Origin of the sequence: Nocardioides abyssi (assembly GCF_030412915.1) — a bacterium.
Lineage (GTDB): Bacteria > Actinomycetota > Actinomycetes > Propionibacteriales > Nocardioidaceae > Nocardioides > Nocardioides abyssi.
This window is the reverse complement of record NZ_JAUHJR010000002.1, coordinates 125,122-144,098: the sequence shown is the minus strand read 5'-3', so window position 1 is coordinate 144,098 and position 18,977 is coordinate 125,122. Positions and strand designations below refer to the sequence as shown.

Genomic DNA, 18,977 nt, shown 5'->3' with positions numbered 1-18,977 from the left:
AGGTTGGCGCCGTGCTGCTCTCAGACCGCGACATCCGTGCCGAGCTCGACGCCGGTCGGGTCGCGCTCGACCCCTGGGACCCCGCGATGCTCCAGCCGTCGTCGGTCGACGTGCGGCTCGACCGGTTCTTCCGGGTCTTCGAGAACCACCGCTACCCCCACATCGACCCGGCGGCCGACCAGTCGGACCTGACCCGGATGGTGGAGCCGGACGGCGACGAGCCGTTCATCCTGCACCCGGGGGAGTTCGTGCTGGGGTCGACGTACGAGGTCGTCACGCTGCCCGACGACATCGCGGCACGCGTCGAGGGCAAGTCGAGCCTCGGGCGGCTCGGGCTGCTGACCCACGCCACCGCCGGCTTCGTGGACCCGGGCTTCTCCGGGCACGTGACGCTGGAGCTGGCGAACGTCGCGACGCTGCCGATCAAGCTCTACCCGGGGATGAAGATCGGGCAGTTCTGCTTCTTCCGGCTGACCTCGCCGTCGGAGCATCCCTACGGCTCGGAGAAGTACGGCTCGCGCTACCAGGGCCAGCGGGGGCCGACCCCGTCGCGGTCCTTCCAGTCCTTCCACCGCACCTCGATCTGATCTCGCGCGCGGCGGGCCGCGTGTAAGGTGAGCCTTACCTCAGGCTTCTCCTCACGATCGGACCCCGATGACCGCGCTCAGCTCGCCCGCCCTCCCCTTGCTCCTGGAGGAGGTCGAGGTCGTGTCCGTCCAGCGGCTCTCGCCGAGCTTCGTGCGGGTCGAGCTCGGGTCGCCGGCGCTCGCGGAGTTCGGGGTCGACCAGCCGCTCTACGACCAGCGGATCAAGCTGATCTTCCCGCCCGCCGGTGGTGCGCTGGCGTCCTTCGTCGGGGCCGACGAGGGCTGGATGCAGGCGTGGTACGCCCGTCCGGCCGAGGAGCGCGGCCACATGCGCACCTACACGGTGCGCGACGTGCGGGGCGAGGGCGCCGACACCCGGATCGTCGTCGACATGGTGCTGCACGAGGCCGACGGCCACGCCGGCCCGGGCTCGTCGTGGGCCGCGCGCGCGACGGTCGGTGACCGGATCGCCCTGATGTGCCCGCGCCGCGGGATGCCCTTCGGCGGCATCGAGTTCGTCCCCGGGTCGGCCAGCCGCGTGGTCATCGTCGGCGACGAGACCGCGGTCCCAGCGGCCTGCGCCACGCTCGCGCTGCTGCCGAACGACGCGCAGGGCGCGGCGTTCCTCGAGGTGCCGCTCGCCGCCGACGTGCAGACCGTCCAGCACCCGGTGGGTGTCTCGGTCACCTGGCTGCCGCGCGACGGCGCCGAGCTCGGCTCGCTGCTCGGCCCCGCGGTGCTCGAGCACCTCGGCGCACCGGTCGCGGTCGCGGAGGTCGCCGACGACGAGGTCGACCCCGACCTCTGGGAGACCCCGATGTACTCCTCCTCCGGCGAGATCGACGGCCCGGTCGAGGCGGCTCCCGTGACGGCGCCCGCGTCCGGGACGGGCACCGACGGCGTCTACGCCTGGATCGCCGGCGAGTCCAAGGTGGTCACCAGCCTGCGCCGGGCGCTGGTCAACGAGCTGGGCATGGACCGCCGCCAGGTGTCGTTCATGGGCTACTGGCGCCGCGGCGTCGCGATGAAGTCCTGACCGGTCACCCTGGGACGGCCGGCGCCGCGGTTGGGCGTCACGGCCAGGCGTCCAATGTCAGGTGTCGAGCCGGTCGGCGAAGCGGCGCAGCCCCTCGGCCAGCTGGTGGCGGCGCCACGGGCGTCCGCGCGGCTCGGTGACCCGGGCCGTCCGCTCGATGGTGCGGTGCCGCAGCTCGGCCGGGACGAGGTAGTGGTGGTCTCCGTTCACGGTGTCCTCCTGGGTTCGTGGGTGTGCGTACGTGCGGGCAGGTGCTGGTGGGTCAGGCCGGGGTCAGCACGACGTCGCCGCTGACGGTCCGGGCGCGGACCTCGACGTGGTCCTGGCCGTCCTCGGGCGCGCCGGTGCTCGGTACCTCCGAGCGCACCGAGCCGGTGACGGAGGAGACGTCGGCCCACACCGGCGTACCGCTGCGGACGCCGACGTGGACGTCCCCGGAGGCGCCCTTGGCGGTCATCCGGCCGCGCAGCGCGGAGCCGATCCGCAGGTCGCCGCTGCCGGTGGCGAGCGAGACGTCGGTGCGGGCCTCGGTGACGACGAGGTCGCCGGAGCCGGTCTTCACCGCGACGGGTCCGTCGTTGCTGTCGACCGCGACCGAGCCGGAGCCGGTCGAGACCGCGAGGGCGGCGCCGGCGTGCCCGACGCGGACGTCGCCCGAGCCGCTCTTGACCCGGAGCTCCTCGTCGGCCCGTCCGACCTCGATCCGGCCCGAGCCGGTCTCGACGGTCGCCGGGCCACCGAGCTCCGCGACGCGTACGTCGCCGGAGCCGGTGCGCAGCTGGGCGCGGCCGACCCGGCCGGTGAGCGTGACGTCCGCGCTGCCGGTGCGCACGACGACGCGGCTGCCGGCGGGGACCTCGACCTCGACGACGAGCGCCCGGTCGCCGGGGAGGAAGCCGGCCCGGCGGCGCGGGCCGACGACCGAGACCTGCTCGGTGCCGAGCTCGACGTGCACGGCGTCGGCGTCCGCCCCGGTGATCCGCAGGGAAGTCTCGCCGGTGGCGGTGGCGGCGACCCGCACCGCGCCCTCGGTGACCTCCACGAAGAGGTCGACGGGGCCGGGTGCGGGATGGCGGTGCTCGGTGGTGCGGGGTGCGTCCACGGGGTGCTCCTCGAGGGTGTGGTCGACCGCGGGGCCGGCCGGTCGCCGGTCCCGAGGTCGGGCAGTGGGATGGGTCGGGGCGGCTACAGCCAGCCGTTGAGGCGTCGGTTGCCGCGGCGGCCGAGCGGGTCGCCGCCGCCGAGGAAGGGGATGCTGGAGAGGTCGATGTCGACGCTGATCGCGCCCTCGCGGGTGGCGCCGCGCACGACGCCGACCAGCCAGGTGTTGAGCGACTGCCCGGACCGGGCGGCGAGCTCCTCGGCCCGGGCCTTGACCGACTCGGGCAGCCGGAGCGTGATCCGGGCGACCGCGTCGTCCTCCGGCTCGCCCTCGCCGTCGGGGCCGGGCGGCGCCGGGGGAGCAGGAGGTGCGGGCGCGGCCGGCGGCACCGGGACGGCGTCGACGACGAAGTCGAGCTCACGCCCGCTCAGGCGCACGTCCACGCCACCGGCCGGCATCTCCGCGGTGATCTCCGCTGCCGCCTGCGAGACGGCCTCCATCATCGCCAGCCGCGCGGCCGGGTCGAGGGCGAAGGCCAGCCGCTCGGCGGCCTGGCGCGCCTCCGGGCCGGCCGGCTCGGCGGCGGCGAGCAGGTCGCGACGCAGCGACTCGACGTACGGCGTGATGTCCATGTGCACCACGATGACGTCATCGTGACGTCACGTCAAGGGGTGGTGATGTCACGACCGGTGCGGTTTGCCGTCGCTACCTTCCGGGCAACGGCCCAGACGGCCGTCACTCTCGGTGAGCGGGCGACGGCCGTTCCCCGCACCGCCGTCACGAAAGGCCGTCCATGGCCAGCTGGGCACCGACCGTCCTCGCGAGCGACACCCTCATCGACGCGAGAGCCGTCGACTACCTCATCGTCGGCCTCTACTTCGCCGTCGTCCTCGGCATCGGCGTGATGGCCCGCCGCCAGGTCTCCGACTCCGTCGACTTCTTCCTCTCCGGCCGGTCGCTGCCCGCGTGGGTGACCGGCCTGGCGTTCATCGCGGCCAACCTGGGCGCGGTCGAGATCATGGGCATGTCGGCCTCGGGCGCGGAGTTCGGCCTGCCGACGGTGCACTACTTCTGGGTCGGCGCGATCCCGGCGATGCTGTTCCTCGGCGTCGTGATGATGCCGTTCTACTACGGCTCGAAGGTGCGGTCGGTCCCGGAGTTCATGTACCGCCGGTTCGGCACCGGCGCGCACCTGGTCAACTCGTTCTCCTTCGCGATCGCCCAGCTGCTCATCGCCGGCATCAACCTCTACCTGCTCGGGACGATCATCCAGGCGCTGCTCGGCTGGCCGCTGCTCGTCGCGCTGCTGGTGGCCGCCGTCGTGGTGCTCTCCTACATCACCCTCGGTGGCCTGAGCGCCGCGATCTACAACGAGGTTCTTCAGTTCTTCGTCATCGTGGCCGCGCTGCTGCCGCTGACGCTGATCGGCCTCGACCGGGTCGGCGGCTGGGGCGGGCTGAAGGACAAGATCACCGAGGCTGCGGCCGACAACCCCGAGACCGCGACCGCCGCGCAGCAGCTCAACTCCTGGCCCGGCAACGCGCTCTCCGGCTTCGACTCCGACCTGCTCTCGGTGGTCGGCATCGTCTTCGGCCTCGGCTTCGTGCTGTCCTTCGGCTACTGGACCACGAACTTCGTCGAGGTCCAGCGCGCGATGGCCACCGACTCGATCTCCTCGGCGCGCAAGACGCCGATCATCGGCGCCTTCCCGAAGATGTTCGTCCCGTTCATCACGATCCTGCCCGGCATGATCGCCGCGGTCCTCGTCTCCGAGATCGCCGACACCAAGGCCGGCGAGGCGGTCGAGGGCGGGACGGGCGGCACGGTCACCTACAACGACTCGCTGCTCTACCTGATGCGCGACCTGCTGCCCAACGGCCTGCTCGGCGTCGCGATCGCCGGCCTGCTGGCGGCGTTCATGGCCGGCATGGCGGCCAACATCTCCGCGTTCAACACCGTCTTCAGCTACGACCTGTGGCAGCGGTACGTCGTCAAGGAGCGCGACGACGACTACTACCTGAAGATCGGCCGGCTGGCCACGGTCGGCGCGACCGTGATCGCGGTCGGCACGGCGTACCTCGCCACGAACTTCTCGAACATCATGGACTACCTCCAGACGCTGTTCGGGTTCTTCAACGCCCCGCTCTTCGCGACCTTCATCCTCGGCATGTTCTGGAAGCGGATGACCGCCACGGCCGGCTGGGTCGGTCTGGTCTCCGGCACGCTCAGCGCCGTCGCGGTCGCGTTCCTCAGCGAGGACGCCTTCGGCTCGCTGAGCACCGGCGTCATCCCCGTCGGCGGCCAGGGCGCGGCGTTCCTCGCGGCCGGTGCGGCTTTCGTGGTCGACATCGTGCTCAGCGTCGTCGTGTCGCTGGTGACCAAGCCGAAGCCGGTCGAGGAGCTCAAGGGCCTGGTCTACTCCGAGACCCCGCGCGAGGACCTCGTGGACGCCGACGAGGCCACCTACCCGTGGTACCGCCGTACCCTCCCGCTGGCCGGCGTCGCGCTCGCGATGGTCGTCGTCCTCAACGTGCTGTTCTGACCCCCGCCCTCACCCGAGGAGTTCCCGTGCCCACTGCCCCCGTCCGAGCCCCGCAGCGTCGCCACCGCGCGGGCGTGCTCGACATCCGCAACATCATCGGCGGCCTGCTCGCCACCTACGGCGTGATCCTCACGCTGGTGGGCCTGCTCGGCGACGCCGAGACCGAGAAGACCGGCGGCACCAACGCCAACCTGTGGGCGGGCCTCGCGATGCTCGTCGTGGGGCTGGCCTTCATCGCGTGGGCCGCGCTGCGGCCGACGTACGTCCCCGACGGTGCGGCGGACCACTCCGAGGACGCCGCCGGCTGAGGCCGCGCCCCGCGGACCGACCGCGGATCAGTGCTGCTGCTGGGTGATGTCGAGGCCGCGGGGGGCGGTCAGCCACACGACGACCGCCACGGCGACCATGACGAGCCCGGCGACGAGCGAGGTGTCGACGAGGGCGTCGGTGAACGCGGCGGCCGCCTGGTCGGCGAGCGCGGGCGCGGGCGCGCCGACGGTGGCCGCGACGTCGACCGCGCCGCCGAGGGAGTCCTCCGCAGCCCGGGCCGCCTCCGCGGGCAGGCCGGCGGCGACGAGCGGGCCGGTCGCCAGGTGGTCGCGGTAGACGACCGAGGCGACGCTGCCGAGCACGGCGACGCCGAGCACGCTGCCGAGGTCGTACGCCGTCTCCTCGATCGCCGCCGCGCTGCCCGCCTTGTCGGGCGGCGTCCCGGCCATGATCATCGCCGAGCCGATCGCCAGCGAGCCGGCACCCGCGCCCACCAACGCCATCGCGACCGCGACCGTCGGGTAGCCGAGGTCGCCGGGCAGCACCGGCAGCAGCAGCGCGCCGACGCCGGCGATCCCGAGGCCGCAGGCCAGCACGGCCCGGGCCCCGACCAGCGTCGCGAGCGGCGAGGCCAGCAGGGAGGCGACCAGGCCGCCGCCGGCCAGCGGCAGCAGCCGCACCCCGGCCTCGAGCGGTGAGTGGCCCTCCACAAGCTGGAGCCACTGCGCGAGCAGCAGCAGGATCGCCGCCATCGCGAACATCGCCATCAGCGCCGCGACGACCCCGGCGGTGAACGGCCGCCGGCCGAACAGCCGCACGTCGAGCAGCGGCTCGGCGCGGTCCAGGCAGCGGCGCACGAACGTCGCCAGCAGGAGCAGGGCGCCCACCAGCGCGGCCCAGCCGAGCGCGTCGGCGAACGTCTCCTCATCGGCGAAGCGCTTGACCGCCCACACCAGCCCGACCATGCCGACGATCGACAGGCCGACCGACGGCAGGTCCCACGGTGCGGCGCTCGCGGCCCGGGCCTCGGGCAGGATCAGGGCGCCGGCGACGACGGCGGCGACCATGAGCGGGACGTTGACGAGGAACGCCGCGTGCCAGCTGAAGTGCTCCAGCAGCAGCCCGCCCGCGATGGGGCCGATCGCTGCGCCGAGCGCGGAGACCGCTGCCCAGACCCCCAGTGCGGTCGCCCGCTCGGCCGGGTCGGTGAAGACCGAGCGCAGCAGCGACAGCGTGGTCGGCATGATCATCGCGCCGCCGGCGCCGAGCAGCGACCGGGTCGCGACGACCTGCCACGGGGAGTCGGCGAGCACCACGACCGCCGAGGCCGCGCCGAAGACGACGAACCCGAGCAGCAGCAGCCGCTTGCGGCCCCAGCGGTCCGCGAGCGCGCTCATCGGGATCAGCAGGCCGGCCAGCACGAGCGAGTAGCTGTCGACGATCCACAGCTGCTCGGTCGCCGACGGGCGCAGGTCGGCGGCGAGCTCCGGCAGCGCGACGTTGAGGACCGTCAGGTCCATCGTCACGACGAGCAGGCTCGCGGACAGGACGGCGAGCGAGGCCCAGCGGCGGGCGGGGGTCACCTCGACGGTCGGGCCGACCTCGGTGTGCGTGGGCGTGCTGATCGCTGTCCCTCCCCGGACTCGTCGGCGGCGCCGAACCTACCGGGCCCGGGTCGCGGACCAGCCGCGGGTACGACGACGGGGTCGTGTGCCTGCGGACGCGGTACGCCGCGTCGTGGGGCACACGACCCCGTCGGTCGTGCTGGTGCCGGTCCGGTGGGCCGGCGGGTGGGTCAGAGGTCGAAGAGCGAGCCGCCCTCGGAGATCTCCACGTCGGTCCGCGGCTGGTTCGCCGCGCCGCTCGAGGTCGGCTTCGGCTTCTCCTCCGCGGGCTCCTCGTCAGTCGGCTCCGCAGCCGGCTCCTCGGTCTCGACCTCCGCCTCGGTCTCGGCCTCGGCCTGCTCCGCGGCGGGCGCCTCGTCCTCGGTCCGGGACTCCTCCTCGACGTCGGCCTCGACCTCGGCGGGTGCCTCGGCCGCAGCCTCGGGCTCCGGGGCGGGGTCGTCGCTCGCGATCGCCGTGGCTGCCGCGCTGACCTCCTCGCCGGTCGGGGCGTCGGCCGGGGTGGCCGGCTCGGCCGTGGTCCCGGTCTCGCCCTGGTCCGCTGCCGGCGCCTCGGTGCTGGACGCGGCGGGCGCCCGCTCCGGACGCTTCTCCGGCTGGGCGACGGCCTCGGGTGCGGCGATGTCGAAGAGCGACCCGCCCTCCGGGATCGAGGTCGACGGTGCGGCAGCGGCCTTCGGGGACTCCGCCGCCGGCGTGGCGGTCTCGGTCTCGACGACCTCCTCGGCGGTGGTGTCCGCCGACTCCGGAGCCGGCGAGGACTCGACGACCTCGTCCTCCTCCGACGCGGCCTCTGCCTCCGGCTGCACCTCGGGCTCGGGCTCGGCCGCGGCCTCGGGCGCCGCCGTCGGCTCCGGGGCCGCGGGGGCCTCGATGTCGAAGAGCGAGCCGCCGCCGGAGAGGTCGGTCTCGTTCATCGTCGGGGCCGGCTCGGCCTGCTTCGCCGCGGGCTGCTCGGCCTTCGGCTCCTCGGCCTGGGGCTCCTCGGGCTCGGCGGCCTTCGGCTGCTCGGCCTTCGGCTCCTCCGCCTTCGGAGCGGCCGGGGCCGGCTCCTCGGCGGCGATGTCGAACAGCGACCCGCCGGAGCCCAGGTCGGTCTCCTGCGCGGCCGGTGCGGCCTCGGACTTCGCGGCCGGCTCGGCCGGAGCCTCGGGCTCCGCCTTCGCCGCAGGCTCGGCCTGGGCGGCCGGCTCGTCGCCGCCACCGAGGTCGAACAGCGACCCGCCGGAGCCGAGGTCGGAGTCCGCCTTCGCCTCCGTCTTCGCCTCGGCCTTCGGGGCGGCCTCGGGCTCGGCCGCCTCCTCTGCTGCGGGCGCGGCCTTGGCGGCCGGCTCGTCGGCACCGGCGTCGTCGCCGCCGAGGTCGAAGAGCGAGGACCCGCCACCCGAGCCGGAGCCCGCGTCGCCCGAGCCGGATCCCGAACCCGAGCCGGCCTTCGCAGCCGCGTCGGCCTCCTCGGCGGGCGAGGAGTCGGTCGAGGCGGAGGCGGCCTGGTCGCCGGAGGCGGCGTCAGGGGCGTCGGTGTCGAAGAGCGACGACCCGCCCGAGGCCTTGGCCAGCGGGCCGGCGTCGGCGGTGTCGGTCACGACGTCGTCGGAGGCCTGGGTGTCGTCACCCTGCTCCGGCTCGGCCTTGACGTCCTCCGACGGGGCGGCCTTGGCCGACGGCGCGGCGCCGCCCGGCTTGATCTTCGTGGCGACCTCGCCCTTGACCGAGGCGAGCAGCATCTGCGCGACGTCCAGGACCTCGACCTCCTCGCGGGCCTCGCCCTTGGACTGCTGGGCGGTGAGGCCGTCGGAGAGCATCACGCGGCAGAACGGGCAGCCGACCGCGATCTGGTCGGCGCCGGTGCCGACGGCCTCCTTGGTGCGGTTGAGGTTGATCCGCTCGCCGGTGTTCTCCTCCATCCACATGCGCGCGCCACCGGCGCCGCAGCAGAAGGACTTCTCGGAGTTGCGCTCCATCTCGACGTACTCCGCGCCCGGCAGGACCTGGAGCAGCTCCCGCGGCGGGGAGTAGACGCCGTTGTGGCGGCCGATGTAGCAGGGGTCGTGGTAGGTGATCGAGCGCTTGTGCGCGCCCTCGCCGGTGTTGACCGGCGTCAGCTTGCCCTCGCGGACCAGGCGGTTCAGCAGCTGGGTGTGGTGGACCACCTCCAGCTCGATGCCGAACTCCTTGTACTCGTTCTTGAGCGTGTTGAAGCAGTGGGCGCAGGTGGTGACGGCCTTCTTGACCTTGTACTCCTGGAACGTCTCCACGTTCTGCTGGGCCAGGCCCTGGAAGACGAACTCGTTGCCGGCGCGGCGGGCCGGGTCGCCCGAGCAGGTCTCGCCGTTGCCCAGGACGCCGAAGGAGACGCCGGCCATGTCGAGCAGCTCGGCGACGGCGCGGGTGGTCTTCTTCTGGCGGTCCTCGTAGGCGCCGGCGCAGCCGACCCAGAACAGCCAGTCGACCTCCTCGAGGGACTCGATGTCCTCGCCGACGACCTTGACGTCGAAGTCCAGGCCCTTGGCCCAGTCCATGCGCGCGTTCGGCGACATGTTCCAGGGGTTGCCCTTGTTCTCCAGGCCCTTGAAGAGGCCGTTGAGCTCGGCGGGGAAGTTCGACTCGACGAGCACCTGGTAGCGGCGCATGTCGATGATGTGGTCGACGTGCTCGATGTCGACGGGGCACTGCTGGACGCACGCGCCGCAGCTGGTGCAGTTCCACAGCACCTCGGAGTCGATGACCGCGGCGCCGCTGTCGGGCATGTAGAACCAGTCGTCGCCGGTGTCGCCGACCAGCGGGCGCTCGGCCTCGCGGGCGAGCATCTCGTCCTTCTCCAGCAGCGCGGTCGCGGCGTCGCTGCCCTCGCCGCCGGCCTGGGAGTACGGCGCCTTGGCGTAGGTGTGGTCGCGGAGCGCGGTGATCAGCAGCTTGGGCGACAGCGGCTTCTCGGTGTTCCAGGCGGGGCACTGCGACTGGCAGCGGCCGCACTCGGTGCACGTGGTGAAGTCGAGGATGTTCTTCCAGCTGAAGTCCTCGATCGAGCCGACGCCGAGCGAGGCGTCCTCGTCGAGGTCGTCGATGTCGTCGAGGCTGACCCGCTCGCCGTTGTTGGTGAGCGGCTTGACGGCGCCCAGCGCGGTGCGGCCGGTGGGCTCGCGCTTGAACCAGATGTTGGGCCAGGCGGTGAACCGGTGCCAGGCGACACCCATCGTCAGGTTGCTGGCGATCACCATCAGCCAGGCCATCGCGAGCAGGATCTTGATCATCGCGATGACCACGATGATGGTCTCGAGCGTGCTCTCGGAGCCGGCACCGGTCGGGAAGATCGCGTCGCCGACGACCGAGCTCAGCGGGAAGTGGAAGCGGTCGAAGTCCTCGGGGTGGTCGCTGTCGATCTTGCCGAGGTTGTACTCCGCGCCGCGGATGAAGAGGATCGCGGAGCCCTCGAGGAGCGCCATCGCCTCGACGAAGTAGGCCTGCCAGAAGTTCGAGCCGTAGAAGCGGCTCTTGCGACCCTTGCGCCGGGGGTGGTTGACCTGGCGGTAGATGATCAGCGCCACGATGCCGACGGTGCTCAGCAGGCCGAGGCCCTCGCTGACCCACTCGTAGAGGAAGAAGTGGCCGATGAACGGAAGTGCGAAGTCGGGCTCGAACAGTTGGAAGTAGCCCGTCGCGACCGCGCCGCTGAGCACGATGAACCCGGCGTACACGAACCAGTGCATCGCGCCGACGAAGGTCCACTGGAGCATCCGGGTGTGGCCCAGGCTCTCCTTGACCATGGTCCACGTGCGGCGGCCCGGCTGCTCGGACCGGTTCATCGCGGGACCACCGATCCGCAGCGTGCGGACCATGCTCCGGACGGCGATCGCGGTCATCGCCACCGCCACGGCGGTGACGGCGAGTGACACGACGATGGCGAAGATCTGCATGCTGCTCCTCGTAGTGGTGCCCGCCCGCTGGCGCGGACGCGTCCGCGAGCCTAGGTGCCCCGCTCGGGGACGTCACCGCCCCCGAGCCGTGACATGCATCCTACCTATCGGTAACTTCCGTCCGGCCCCACCGGCCGGCGGGGACGGGCGTCCGTCACCCCGTCAGAGGCGGCGCACGCCGGTCACGGTGCCCTTCCGGGAGAAGTCCACCCGCACCACGACCTTCGACGTGCCGGGGGCCTTGGCGCAGAAGCGGTACGTCGTGCCGAGCCGCTGGTAGGGCTGGCCGACCTTGCGGATGACGGCCGTCGTGGTCATGCCCGGGCGGACCAGCCGCTTGACCGCCGACAGCTGCTTGCGCAGCCCGGGGTTGCGGCACGAGTCCGGCCGCGCGCCGTACGCCCGCTCCCATGTCTGCAGGTAGGCCTCGGCACCGCGCGCCATGTCGTCGACGATGTCCGCGCCGTCCTTGCCGGCGACCTTGCGCAGGTCCTCGACCCAGTCGGGGTAGAGGCCGTACTGCGCGACACCGTCGACGTTGATGTCGAAGACCCGCTTGCCGGCGCGCTGCTTCTTCACCGTCACCCCGCCCAGGCCGCGGAAGGGGTAGGTCACCTTGTTCTTCACGTTCGCCCCGCGCGGCGCGCCCTGGGCGCCGAGCCCGTTGATGTCGGCGCCGAAGCCCAGGCCCCAGTAGTAGCGCCGGTCGGCCCAGCCGACGTGGCGGCGCCACTTCTCGACGAAGCCGGTCGAGTCGCCGGCGTACGGCGCGATGAAGCCGCCCGCCTGGTAGATCCGCGGGTAGGTGTCCGGCGTCGACCAGGAGTGGCTCGACATGACGCCCGGGTAGCCCATCTCCTCGATCTGGTCCATCGCCTGGCGACGGGCCTTGACGCTCATGTGGTCGGGGTCGAAGAGGATCTTCTTCTTCGCCAGCGTCCGGATGGTGTGCTCGCCGAGGGTGCTCAGGCCGCGGTTGTTGCAGTGGTCCGGCGGCGGGTAGAGCGGCAGCGGCACGGTCGGCAGGCCCAGCGAGGCGATCGCGCCGAAGAGCGCGTCCTGCACGCCGGCGGTGATGTCGGGGAGCGCGAGCTGGTTGTTGTCGTGCGACTCGCCGTCGGCCGGCTCGCAGTGCCGCATGTCCCAGAACGTGCCGGTCTCGAGGAAGTTCGCGACGTTGACGACCGGGCCGATGGCCCCGGCGTCGCCGGCCACGCCGGACAGCGCGTTGTCGAACTTGTTGACCAGCTCCATCTGGCGCACGCCCATCCGGTGCACCTCGGCGATCTGGCGGTCGATGTCGGCGGCGTTGCAGGCCGGGATGCCGAGCTTCATCGTGCAGCCGAACGGCACCGAGGTCTCGATGCCCATGACCACCGCCATCTTGCCGGCGTTGATCACCTTCCGCGCCTGCCACGGGTTCTTCACGATCCGGTAGAAGCCCTTGCCGGGGCCGCCGAACTGCGCGTCGACGTAGTCCTGCAGGCGGTACATCTGCTTGGCCTGCAGCCGAACGGAGTCCATGTCGTCGCAGGAGTTCCGCTTGAGCGGGTAGAGCTGGCAGAGCTGGTTGTTCTCCACCAGCAGGTTGACGAACAGCCGCTGCCCGCCGCGCCAGGCGCGCTCCAGCCAGCGGTAGTAGGTGCCCTCGTGGGTCAGCGAGTTGGGCGCCGGCCAGTCCTGGAAGGTCGGCCAGCCGACCGGGTCGTGGTTGGGCGTGCCGCTCAGCACGGACTCCAGCACGCCGCCGTACCCGCCGGTGACGGTGTGGTCGGGGCAGTCGACGAGGGCGTACGGCGCGCCGTACTCGTGCCACGGGCGCCCGCAGTGCGCCTGCCCGCCGAGGAACTCGAAGGCCATGCCATGGGTGTGCGCGTCGACGTACCCGCGCACCTCCTGGAACGGTGTCACGCCGGCGTGCGGCCCGCCCGCGACGTCGATCTGCGACTCCGGGTAGGCGCTGCAGCCGCTGGTGCGGGTGAGCGCGAAGCTCGACGCCGAGCCGATCCGGAGCGGGCCGGAGCCGTTGGTGAAGGTGAACCGGCTGCCCTTCTTCCGCGCCGTCCAGACCGTGGCCGCGGACGGGCGGGCCGCGCGCCCGCCGCCGGCGGCGACGAAGGTGCGGTCCTTGGCGTAGAGCAGGTAGGTGCCGAGGTCGGTCGGCTTGAAGTACGTCGGGCGGCCGGCCAACGAGTAGCAGCCGTTGGCCATCGCGTAGCGGTCCTGCGGGGTGCGGCGACGCGGCGGCATGACCGCCGCGCGGCGCAGCCTCGGGTCCGGCAGGGCCCGCTCGGACTCGACGTACGCCGCCGCGCGCCGGGCGCCCGGGTCGGCGGCCGCGCGGGACGGTGACGTGCGGCCGGTCCGGCGCGGTGGCGACCGACCAGCCGTGGAGCAGCGCGGCGCTGGTGTGGGAGACGACGCCGGTGGCGCGGTGGGCGGCGGCGCGGGCCTCGCGTCAGCGGCGCTGGTCGGGTCGGCGGTGTCGGCGCCGGTCTCGACCGCGCGGGAGATGGCGTTCTTCGACTCGTCCATCGCGACCTTCGCCGCGGTCGCCTGCGAGAGCTGCTGCTCCAGCGACCCCCCGCGCAGGCCGGCGGCCCCGGGCAGGATGAACGCGGCGGCGACGAGGCCGGCGGCGGTCAGCCCGGCGACGGCGAGCCTCCCGGTGCTGGCCCGGCGCGGACGGCCCGCGGCGGCTCGGTCGGACGGCGTGCCGAGGACGGGCATGCGGCTCCCCTGGTGGGTCGGCCCTCACGGGGCGCTGGGACGTGGAACCTAGTCAGGTTCTGTTGCCGGGGTCAACGGTCCACCGGCCTCGGGGCTACGGCGGCCCAGGCCGGCGACCGCGGCGAGCACCAGCAACGTCCCGGCCACGCCGCCCGGCCCGATCCGCTCGCCGAGGAACGCGGCGGCGACGACCGCCGCCGTGACCGGCTCGAGCAGCGTCGCGACCACGGCCGCGCTGCCGTCGGCTGTCCGCAGCCCGGCGTAGAGCAGGCCGTAGGCGAGCGCCATCGTCAGCACGCCGAGGTAGAGCAGCGTGCCCACCACGACGGGGTCGGTGGTCACCACGACGTCGCCGCGCAGGGCGTCGGCCACCAGGAACGGTGCCAGCGCCAGCGACCCGACCGTGGTCGTGGCGGTGGTCAGCGTGAGCGGACCGGTCGCCCGGGCGAGCGGCTCGCCCAGGGCCGTGGCCGCGGCGTACGCCGATCCCGACGCCACGGCCAGCACCACCCCGAGCACCGGTTGCGGCCCGGTCGACCCGCCGTGGCCGGCGAAGACGCTGACCAGCGCCAGCCCGGTGAGGGCCGCGACCAGGACGAGCAGTCGGTCCACGCCCGGCCGGCGGCGGTCGCGGACCGCCTCGGCCGCCGTGAGCAGCACGGGCGCCAGGCCGAGGCTCACCACCGTCGCCACCGTGACCCCCACCGAGACGACCGCCCCGAAGTAGAGCGCCTGGTAGGCCGCCGTCCCGCAGCCCACCGCCACCACCCGGCCCGGCCGCTCCCGGAGCAGGCGGGCCAGCGCGCCGCCGGAGCGCAGCGTCACCACGGCCGCCACCAGCACCACCGCCGCGATGCCCATCCGCCAGGCGCTGATCGTGCCGACCGACATCGGCACGTGGTCGCGAATGACCTGCACGCCGAGGCCGCCCGTGCCCCACAGGACGCCGGCCAGCGCCACCTGCAGCAGGCCGACCCGGGGATCGGGCCTCACGCGGGCCTCATGCGGTGCCGCCGAGGCGCCGGGTGAGCAGGGCCGCCGTGCGGCGTACCTCCTCGGCGAGCGCGGCCTGGTCCACGGCGCTGCTGTCGCTGCGGCTGCCGGGGTCGTCCGGGTCCTCGGGGCTCTCGTAGGTGACCGCGACGCCGGCCATCGGGTGGCCGTTGTGGTCGACGACGGCGGCGGCGACGCTGGCGAGCCCGGGGGTGACCTCGCCGTCCTCGGTCGCCCAGCCGCGCTGCCGGGTCTCGACGAGCAGCACGCGCAGGGCGCTGAGCGTGCGGGGGCCGCGGCCGTGGCGGTCGACGAACGCGTCCGCCGACGGGTGCAGCGCCCGCACCTGCGCGGCCGGGAGCCGGGACAGCAGGGCCCGGCCGCTAGCGGTCAGCGCTGCGGGCAGGCGGACGCCGACGTCGGTGACGAGCGGCGGGCGGCCCGGCGCGCGCTCCTCGAGCACGTAGAGGACGTCACGGCCGTGCAGCACCGCGAGGTGGGCGCTGTGGCCGACGCGGTCGACGAGCGCGGCGAGCGGGCGGCGGGCGATCCGCTGGAGCGGCTCCTGCCGGGAGTAGCCGCTGCCCACCTCGAACGCCGCGACGCCGAGCCCGTAGCGGTGCTCCTCGGCGAGGTGCACGACGAAGCCCTCGGCGATCATCGCGTTGAGCAGGTGGTACGCCGTCGAGCGCGGCAGCTCGCAGGCGCGGACGATGCGGTCCAGCGGCACCGGGTCGGGCTGGCTCGCGAGGAACCGGAGCACCCGCAGCGCACGCGTCGCCGCCGGCACCTGACCCATGGCCGGAGCCTAGGGCCGGTGCCGGCGGCGGACCGGCAGGTTCCCGCAGGTCAGACGTCGCGGCGGTGCGTGCCGGTGCTCGGGTCGGTCGGCGTGGTCGGGTCGAGCGGGTGCGCGCCGGTCTGCTGCGTGCCGGTCGCGGGGCCCGCGTGGGTCGGCGACTGCGGGGTGTAGTCGGAGGAGCGGTGGTCCACGTCGGGGTCGAGGCGGTCGGCCTGTCGCAGGACGTCCTCCTGGCGGGCCTGCTCGTGGGCCAGCCCGGTGTGGGCGTGCTGGGCGTCGAGCTCGGCCTTCTCGGCCTGGGCGCGGGCCAGCTCGGCGCGGGCCTCGGCCTCGCGTGCCTCGATCTCGGCCTGAGAGAGGCCCGAGGAGTGGGTGACGGCCTGCTCGCGCAGCTGCTGGGCCTCCAGCCGGTGCTGCTGCTCGCGCTGCTTCTTCCTGCGCATCGCCGCCAGGAGGGCGGCCACGAGCAGGGCCACCAGCACGACGGCGACGACGATCCAGATCCAGGTGTCCATGCGGGGTCGGTACCCCGCTGTGGCGCCGGTCATCGGTCCGGTGCAACCGGTGTGTCGGGCAGGCCGGCAGGGATCAGGTCAGCTCGCGCTCGTCACGGACCGGCACGAGCGGTGCGGCGAGGAGCGGGAAGAGCGCGGCGAGGCCGAACGCGGCGGCGTACCCCCAGGTGGCGACCATGGCGCCGGCGACGGGCGGGACGGCGGAGGCGGCGAGGTACTGCGCGGTGTTCTGCGTGCCGAGGGCCCGCCCGCTCCACGAGGGCCCGGAACGCTCGGCGACGGCGGTGAAGGCGAGGCCGTTGTCGGCGACGGTGACGACCGTGGCGAGGACGACGAGGGGCACGGCGACGGCGGAGTCCAGGCCGGCGGCGACGCCCAGCACGCCCATCGACACGCCCGCGCCGACGGCGACCCAGCGCAGCGGCCGGAGGCGTGCGCCGACGACGTCGGAGAGCCACCCGGCGGCGATCCGGCCGAGCGCGCCCGCGACCTGGGCACCGGCGACGAGGCCGCCGGCCGCGGCTGCGGGCCAGTCGCGGTCCTGGACCAGCCAGGCGAAGGCGAAGGTCCACACGAGGAACTGGGGGACGACGAGCAGCACCGAGACGCCGTGGATGCGGGCGAGGTAGGAGTCGGCGCGGTAGGGGTTCGGGGTCCGGTCGGTGCCGGGCGCGGGCCGCGGCGGGTCGACGACCACGGCGGCGACGAGGAGGGCGGCCAGCGCGGCGGCGGCCGTGGGCACCCACAGGGCGGCGGCGATCCCGTGCCGCTCGGCGACGACCGCGATCGACACCGCCGCGATCCCGACGCCGGCGGGCTGGGCCATCTGCCGCACGCCCATCGCCAGCCCGCGGCGCTCGGGCGGGAACCACCCGACCACCACGCGCCCGCTCGCCGAGCCGGTGCTCGCGGCGGCCGCGCCGGCCAGCAGGAGGGTCAGCGCGAGCAGCATCGTGCTGCCGACGAAGGTCGCGGCCGCGCCCACCACAGCGGTGGCGCCGAGGCCGACGAGCAGCACGAACCGCTCGCCGCGGCGGTCGACCACCAGCCCCCACAGCACGAGCGTGAGCATCACGCCGACGGTCGGCGCGGCCGCGACCACGCCCGCCTGGGCCAGGCTGAGCCCCTCGCGGTCGTGCAGCGCGGGGATGAGGAACGCCGGCCCGTGGATCATCACGGCCGCCGCGCCCTGCGCGAGCGTGCTCGCAGCGAGCATCGCCCAGCGCCGCGCCGTACCGACCGTCAGCTCGTCCGCTGCGCCGCCTGCCGTCCGTCCTGCCACCACGCCGCCCAGTCAACGCCCGGCGGGCCCGGTGGGCGGCCGCGGTCCCGGATCGTGGCCTGTGACAAATCAGCCAGCGGGACGACGACGGGGTCGTGTGCCTCCGGACGCGTGGTGCGGCGTCCTCGGGCACACGACCCCGTCGTGCGGTGTCGCGAGGTGCGGGCTACTTCTTGCCGCCCGCGGGGCGGATCTCCATGCGGGCGTTGCCGAGGTTCACCGTGGCACCGGTGCCGTCGAGCAGCGTGAGCCGCAGGGCGGTCACCTTGACGCCGAGCCTGGTCTTCTCGACGATGCCGGCCTCGAGGCGCAGCAGGCCGGGAATCTCCAGCGCCTGGCCGATCGGCGGGATCGCCTGCGCCTCGCCGTTGACGACGATCTCGCCGATCGTCGTGCCGTTGGCGTTGCGCTTGATCCGGCCGTCACGGAAGCGGGTGACGTTGGCGCGGGCCTTGATCGCGTTGATCTCGAGCGGGCCGAGCTTGATGCCGGCGACGGTCGACTCGGTCCAGCCGGTGGCCTTGTTGGCGTTCTGCTTGCCCATCTGGCGGTTGCGGACCGCGCCGACGACGATCTGGCCGGCGAGGTCGACACCGGCGACCGACTTCTCGCGGACCTTGCCGCCGGTGCCCTGGCACGGCATGTAGGACAGCGGGAGCGGGCCCGACTTGATGTTCTCGTCGAGCGCGTCGATCTGGGTGCCGTGCGCCTGGCCGCGGAACCGGCCGGACTTCACGCCGCGGTTCATCTTCGCCGCGGAGTGGGCGATGCGGACGACGGTGTCGGAGGGGTGGAGCACGACCTTGATGGCGTTGCCGGCGGCGTACGCGCCGTCCTTGTTGGCGTAGCCGTTCTGGTCACCGAGGTAGACGGTCGCCAGGCCCGGGATGGTGATCGGGATGTTCGGCGTGGGGACCGGGAAGGTCTGCCCGTCGGCCCGGAGGCCGAGCAGCGAGGTCTCCACCTTCTTGTGGAAGCCGTCCTTGTCGTGCCACACGGTCGCCTTCGAGCTGACGCCGCGGAGGACGAGCGGGCCGAGCTTGACCCGGGCCACGTCGTGCTGCGAGACGACGCTCGTGCGGCCCTTCTTCTTGTTCGTGTAGGTGTTGACGCGGGTACGGACGCCGTCGACCTGGCCGAGCCCCGGGAGGGTCACGGCGGCGACGTCGTTCTTGCGCGAGAGGCCGGCCTTGTTGGTGCAGCCGATGGTCTGGTACGCCGTCGTGCCCGACTGGACGGGCACCGCACCGCCCTGGATGCGGGTGCCGTAGCCGGTCGCCTTCATGGCGAACTCGGTCTTCACCTTGGCTGCCGGGGCGCGGTCGGCCACCGCTGCCTGGGTGGTCGTGGGGACGGAGAGGATCGCCGAGGCGACCACGAGCGCGGTCGCGGCTCCGACGGGAAGGATCCGACGCATGAGTGGAACTCCTGACTTGGTGGACCGCACCCCCCGTGCGCCCCACAGCGTGCTGCTGGCCTGTGCTCCCTCCCCCTGATCATGCCTGGTGAAACACCTCGAGGCGAGCGGCGGCCGCTGGTGTGGACCACCGCGGACGGTTGCGGCGCGGCCGGGGGC

General features: G+C 73.6%; 15 protein-coding genes. 4 read left to right on the top strand and 11 right to left on the bottom strand.

The annotated features are described in order from the left end of the window. The first annotated feature begins 11 nt into the window (after positions 1–11). Both dcd and QWY29_RS05760 read left to right on the top strand, forming a co-directional pair. Positions 12–587 (top strand): dCTP deaminase, encoded by a 576-nt coding sequence (gene dcd / locus QWY29_RS05765; protein WP_300959742.1) that lies wholly within the window; start codon positions 12–14, stop codon positions 585–587. Positions 588–654: 67 nt separating this feature from the next. Beyond that, a complete protein-coding gene (locus QWY29_RS05760) occupies positions 655–1,623 on the top strand; it encodes a siderophore-interacting protein (RefSeq protein ID WP_300959741.1) in 969 nt (322 codons plus the stop codon). Between the two features lie 57 nt (positions 1,624–1,680). On the opposite strand, the gene QWY29_RS05755 is transcribed toward QWY29_RS05760, so the two are convergent. The 3 genes from QWY29_RS05755 to QWY29_RS05745 form a co-directional block, all read right to left on the bottom strand. Then, positions 1,681–1,833, bottom strand: coding sequence for a hypothetical protein (locus tag QWY29_RS05755; protein WP_300959740.1), 153 nt, complete (start codon positions 1,831–1,833; stop codon positions 1,681–1,683). A gap of 52 nt (positions 1,834–1,885) precedes the next feature. After that, positions 1,886–2,725 (bottom strand): DUF4097 family beta strand repeat-containing protein, encoded by an 840-nt coding sequence (locus QWY29_RS05750; protein WP_300959739.1) that lies wholly within the window; start codon positions 2,723–2,725, stop codon positions 1,886–1,888. A gap of 83 nt (positions 2,726–2,808) precedes the next feature. Further along, positions 2,809–3,357 (bottom strand): toxin-antitoxin system HicB family antitoxin, encoded by a 549-nt coding sequence (locus tag QWY29_RS05745; protein ID WP_300959738.1) that lies wholly within the window; start codon positions 3,355–3,357, stop codon positions 2,809–2,811. A gap of 161 nt (positions 3,358–3,518) precedes the next feature. Between QWY29_RS05745 and QWY29_RS05740 the strand changes: the two genes are divergently transcribed. Both QWY29_RS05740 and QWY29_RS05735 read left to right on the top strand, forming a co-directional pair. Next, the gene (locus QWY29_RS05740) at positions 3,519–5,267 is read left to right on the top strand and encodes a sodium:solute symporter family protein (protein ID WP_300959737.1); all 1,749 of its coding nucleotides are present in this window, start codon (positions 3,519–3,521) and stop codon (positions 5,265–5,267) included. A gap of 26 nt (positions 5,268–5,293) precedes the next feature. Next, positions 5,294–5,575, top strand: a complete 282-nt coding sequence (locus tag QWY29_RS05735) for a hypothetical protein (protein ID WP_300959736.1) — start codon at positions 5,294–5,296, stop codon at positions 5,573–5,575. A 27-nt stretch (positions 5,576–5,602) separates the two neighbouring features. Here QWY29_RS05735 and QWY29_RS05730 read toward each other — a convergent pair whose 3' ends face one another. The 8 genes from QWY29_RS05730 to QWY29_RS05695 all read right to left on the bottom strand — a co-directional run bounded on the left by QWY29_RS05730 (position 5,603) and on the right by QWY29_RS05695 (position 18,818). Beyond that, positions 5,603–7,120, bottom strand: coding sequence for an MFS transporter (locus QWY29_RS05730; RefSeq protein WP_300959735.1), 1,518 nt, complete (start codon positions 7,118–7,120; stop codon positions 5,603–5,605). Between the two features lie 212 nt (positions 7,121–7,332). After that, complete coding sequence (locus tag QWY29_RS05725; protein ID WP_300959734.1) at positions 7,333–11,079, bottom strand: heterodisulfide reductase-related iron-sulfur binding cluster; 3,747 nt, start codon at positions 11,077–11,079, stop codon at positions 7,333–7,335. A gap of 162 nt (positions 11,080–11,241) precedes the next feature. Next, the gene (locus QWY29_RS05720; protein WP_300959733.1) at positions 11,242–13,809 is read right to left on the bottom strand and encodes a hypothetical protein; all 2,568 of its coding nucleotides are present in this window, start codon (positions 13,807–13,809) and stop codon (positions 11,242–11,244) included. A gap of 48 nt (positions 13,810–13,857) precedes the next feature. Beyond that, positions 13,858–14,802, bottom strand: a complete 945-nt coding sequence (locus QWY29_RS05715) for a DMT family transporter (protein ID WP_300959732.1) — start codon at positions 14,800–14,802, stop codon at positions 13,858–13,860. A gap of 7 nt (positions 14,803–14,809) precedes the next feature. Beyond that, positions 14,810–15,601 (bottom strand): IclR family transcriptional regulator, encoded by a 792-nt coding sequence (locus QWY29_RS05710; protein WP_300959731.1) that lies wholly within the window; start codon positions 15,599–15,601, stop codon positions 14,810–14,812. 50 nt (positions 15,602–15,651) lie between these two features. Next, complete coding sequence (locus QWY29_RS05705) at positions 15,652–16,119, bottom strand: hypothetical protein (RefSeq protein WP_300959730.1); 468 nt, start codon at positions 16,117–16,119, stop codon at positions 15,652–15,654. Between the two features lie 73 nt (positions 16,120–16,192). Next, on the bottom strand, positions 16,193–17,404 hold the full coding sequence (locus QWY29_RS05700) for an MFS transporter (protein WP_300959729.1): 1,212 nt from the start codon (positions 17,402–17,404) through the stop codon (positions 16,193–16,195). A 163-nt stretch (positions 17,405–17,567) separates the two neighbouring features. Further along, a complete protein-coding gene (locus QWY29_RS05695) occupies positions 17,568–18,818 on the bottom strand; it encodes a choice-of-anchor P family protein (RefSeq protein WP_300959728.1) in 1,251 nt (416 codons plus the stop codon). Between the last annotated feature and the right edge of the window lie 159 nt (positions 18,819–18,977).

Coding starts and splice junctions, on each gene's coding strand:
- QWY29_RS05705 (WP_300959730.1), bottom strand. CDS start 16,119: ATGGACACCTGGATCTGGATCGTCGTCGCCGTCGTGCTGGTGGCCCTG.
- QWY29_RS05740 (WP_300959737.1), top strand. CDS start 3,519: ATGGCCAGCTGGGCACCGACCGTCCTCGCGAGCGACACCCTCATCGAC.
- QWY29_RS05695 (WP_300959728.1), bottom strand. CDS start 18,818: ATGCGTCGGATCCTTCCCGTCGGAGCCGCGACCGCGCTCGTGGTCGCC.
- QWY29_RS05710 (WP_300959731.1), bottom strand. CDS start 15,601: ATGGGTCAGGTGCCGGCGGCGACGCGTGCGCTGCGGGTGCTCCGGTTC.
- QWY29_RS05720 (WP_300959733.1), bottom strand. CDS start 13,809: ATGCCCGTCCTCGGCACGCCGTCCGACCGAGCCGCCGCGGGCCGTCCG.
- QWY29_RS05725 (WP_300959734.1), bottom strand. CDS start 11,079: ATGCAGATCTTCGCCATCGTCGTGTCACTCGCCGTCACCGCCGTGGCG.
- QWY29_RS05760 (WP_300959741.1), top strand. CDS start 655: ATGACCGCGCTCAGCTCGCCCGCCCTCCCCTTGCTCCTGGAGGAGGTC.
- QWY29_RS05745 (WP_300959738.1), bottom strand. CDS start 3,357: ATGGACATCACGCCGTACGTCGAGTCGCTGCGTCGCGACCTGCTCGCC.